Source organism: Myxosarcina sp. GI1, assembly GCF_000756305.1.
Classification (GTDB): domain Bacteria; phylum Cyanobacteriota; class Cyanobacteriia; order Cyanobacteriales; family Xenococcaceae; genus Myxosarcina.
The window spans coordinates 1-1788 of sequence record NZ_JRFE01000072.1 but is presented as its reverse complement, the minus strand read 5'-3'; the positions used below and the strand labels follow the sequence as shown (position 1 = coordinate 1788).

At 40.7% G+C, this 1788-nt stretch carries 5 protein-coding genes; 1 reads left to right on the top strand and 4 read right to left on the bottom strand.

Annotation, left to right across the window (positions count from 1 at the left end; all coding sequences use genetic code 11):
- Positions 1-93: 93 nt before the first annotated feature.
- Positions 94-279 carry a hypothetical protein gene (locus KV40_RS31640; RefSeq protein WP_036489777.1) on the bottom strand — a complete coding sequence of 62 codons (186 nt, stop codon included), beginning with the start codon at positions 277-279 and terminating at the stop codon, positions 94-96.
- 51 nt (positions 280-330) lie between these two features.
- Between KV40_RS31640 and KV40_RS33935 the strand changes: the two genes are divergently transcribed.
- Positions 331-687 (top strand): HNH endonuclease, encoded by a 357-nt coding sequence (locus KV40_RS33935; RefSeq protein ID WP_253274438.1) that lies wholly within the window; start codon positions 331-333, stop codon positions 685-687.
- Positions 688-691: 4 nt separating this feature from the next.
- Here the strand turns inward: KV40_RS33935 and KV40_RS31635 are convergent, their stop codons facing one another.
- Genes KV40_RS31635 through KV40_RS31625 form a run of 3 tightly spaced genes read right to left on the bottom strand, consistent with a single transcriptional unit; the run spans position 692 to position 1692 of the window.
- Positions 692-1174, bottom strand: coding sequence for a hypothetical protein (locus KV40_RS31635; RefSeq protein WP_036489775.1), 483 nt, complete (start codon positions 1172-1174; stop codon positions 692-694).
- Positions 1171-1410 carry a hypothetical protein gene (locus tag KV40_RS31630; RefSeq protein WP_036489774.1) on the bottom strand — a complete coding sequence of 80 codons (240 nt, stop codon included), beginning with the start codon at positions 1408-1410 and terminating at the stop codon, positions 1171-1173. The genes KV40_RS31635 and KV40_RS31630 overlap by 4 nt, the downstream gene beginning before the upstream one ends.
- Positions 1411-1455: 45 nt before the next feature.
- Complete coding sequence (locus KV40_RS31625) at positions 1456-1692, bottom strand: hypothetical protein (protein ID WP_036489772.1); 237 nt, start codon at positions 1690-1692, stop codon at positions 1456-1458.
- Positions 1693-1788: the final 96 nt, after the last annotated feature.

Here is a 1788-nt window from a genome sequence, read left to right as displayed (position 1 = left end):
TAGCTTGTCTCCATTCCCAAGGTGGTTGAGGATTTCCCTGCCAAATTCCTAATTTTTCTTCCTGGGCTAACTCCTGAGCGATCGCAGTTTTTTCTAATTAGAAACGGTGTTAATTGCCTCTCTGCCTTCCCGTTCTGCTGCTTCACTCGTATAGTAGATCTCATCTGGCTCGTAGACTGTGCCATAGTCATCAATGATGGCGTATTTGTAACAATCAGATAAGGTGTAGTAGACAGCTAAGGTGTACTGCTTGATGCCAATCAGTTTGATGATACTCATGACCAGAACGCGATCGCCAGTTTACTTTTAATTGTAGTTTGACTGGGGAAGTTGGCGCGATCGCCACACTACGATACAATAATTTCCATTCAGCGATCGCCAGACCTAAAAATGCCCATAGATATTAGTCTCTACCCTGCCAACTGGAAAGCACTTACACTAAAAATCAAAGAAGCTGCAAACTGGTGCTGTGAGTGTTGCGGTAAGCGGTGTTACTGTCCAGGGGAAAGACCAGAGAGTTTAACTCGCTCGGAATGGACGGCGGATATTTTGCAGGTACACCATCGCAACCACGACACTACGGATAATCGCCTATCCAATCTTCTATCTGTCTGTGCTGCCTGTCATCTCAATTTACACAGGGGCAAGTATAGTGGCATTAGTCCTGGGCAGTTGTCGTTATGGTAGTAATTTAATCAGTAAAAATCGCCTCAAAAATAGAGCGTTTAACCCGAAACTTAATCTGTAATAACTGTTGATAAAATCGGTCTAGATCGTCTATTTTTACTCGGTCGTCTGCCATCATTTTCTTGATAACCGCCAGTGTTCCTTTGACATTTAAGCCCAATCTCATAGCTTCGCGACGGGCGGCAAAATCATCTAAAATTATGTAGTCAGATTGTAATTCCGAAGCCAGAGCGATCGCTGCTGCTTCTCCTCTGCCCAGACGTTCGTTAATACTCTTAGCAAGAGAAACAAGACCAATTTGCTCGACGGTCAAACTGTTGTTAGCAACTACAACATTTACATAATGACTCGCTTCATCTTGTTTGGCGTTAATTTCTTCGATGACTACTTCTGGCACTAAAAATTCATAGTCATATTGCAAGAATAGTTCGAGATAATTTAACCGAGATAGAAATATTAGGGGAGAGGAATTAAAAACAACTTTCACCAGCTTCTTTCTAGAGCGATATCATCATCGGTTAGGTAATAAAATTCGATACCCATTAACTCTAATAGTTGCAGAAATACTTCAACTTCTAGTTCCATCATTTCTGCTGCTTTTTGCAAGCTAATCACCCTTGAAACCAAAGCTCCAACTACAAATAAAAATCTTTCTTTTTGCTCTACCTTCTGAAATATTTGTAAATTTGAAGCAATTTCTTGTCTAGTTTCTTTGGTAGTCATTAATTGAGAGCGAGATAATTTATATCTTCATTTTAAAAGACATTGTTACTTGTTAGCTTTTCGCCATTTCCAAGGAGGTTGAGGATTACCGTTCCAAATTCCTAAACCTTCTTTTTGGGCTAACTCTTGAGCGATAAGCCTACGGCATGGCTCCGCTACGCAAGTGGTCACGGGCTTCAATTCCCATCGGCATTTTTTTCTCTTTTTGCTCAATTGAGAATAGGTAACGAGTGCCAATCCAACTAATAGAGCTATACCATTTAAGAAAGTTTTAGAATTCATGAGACATATCGAGGATGAAAAATAGAGGTAAACTTATTTTTCCCCGATAGCAAGAATTAGAACTAAACGGACATCTCACGTTGGCGAGGTTGCCTC